Source organism: Psychrobacter urativorans, from assembly GCF_904846675.1.
In the GTDB taxonomy this organism is placed as follows: domain Bacteria; phylum Pseudomonadota; class Gammaproteobacteria; order Pseudomonadales; family Moraxellaceae; genus Psychrobacter; species Psychrobacter urativorans_B.
On record NZ_CAJHBT010000060.1, the window covers coordinates 1 to 734 of the forward strand.

General features: G+C 47.7%; 1 protein-coding gene. It reads left to right on the forward strand.

What is annotated here, in order from left to right:
- A partial coding sequence (locus JMY06_RS11705; protein ID WP_201618417.1) for an elongation factor Tu occupies positions 1 to 734 on the forward strand: 734 nt, incomplete at both ends.

The following is a 734-nucleotide window of genomic DNA, read 5'->3' on the forward strand; positions in this document are numbered from 1 at the left end:
GCTATTCTAGTCGTATCAGCGACCGATGGCCCAATGCCACAAACCCGTGAGCATATCTTGCTATCACGTCAGGTTGGCGTACCCTACATCGTTGTATTCATGAACAAATGCGACTTAGTAGACGACGAAGAATTGCTTGAACTCGTAGAAATGGAAGTTCGTGAATTATTGAGCGACTACGACTTCCCAGGTGACGACACCCCAATCGTTAAAGGGTCTGCTACCCAAGCCCTAAAAGGTGACGAAGGCCCATACGGCGAACCAGCCATAGTTGAACTACTTAACGTACTAGACACTTATATTCCTGAACCTGAGCGTGACATCGACAAAGCATTCCTACTACCAATCGAAGACGTCTTCTCAATCTCAGGTCGTGGAACCGTAGTGACTGGTCGTGTTGAGTCTGGTATCGTTAAAGTTGGTGACGAAATTGAAATCGTCGGCATCAAAGACACGCAAAAAACCACCTGTACTGGTGTAGAGATGTTCCGTAAACTGCTTGACGAAGGTCGTGCAGGCGAAAACTGTGGCGTACTACTACGTGGTACTAAGCGTGAAGACGTCCAGCGCGGACAAGTATTGGCCAAACCAGGTTCAATCACCCCGCATACCAAATTTGATGCTGAAGTATACGTACTAAGCAAAGAAGAGGGTGGTCGTCATACACCATTCCTAAACGGCTATCGTCCACAGTTCTACTTCCGTACCACTGACGTCACTGGCGCAATCCAATT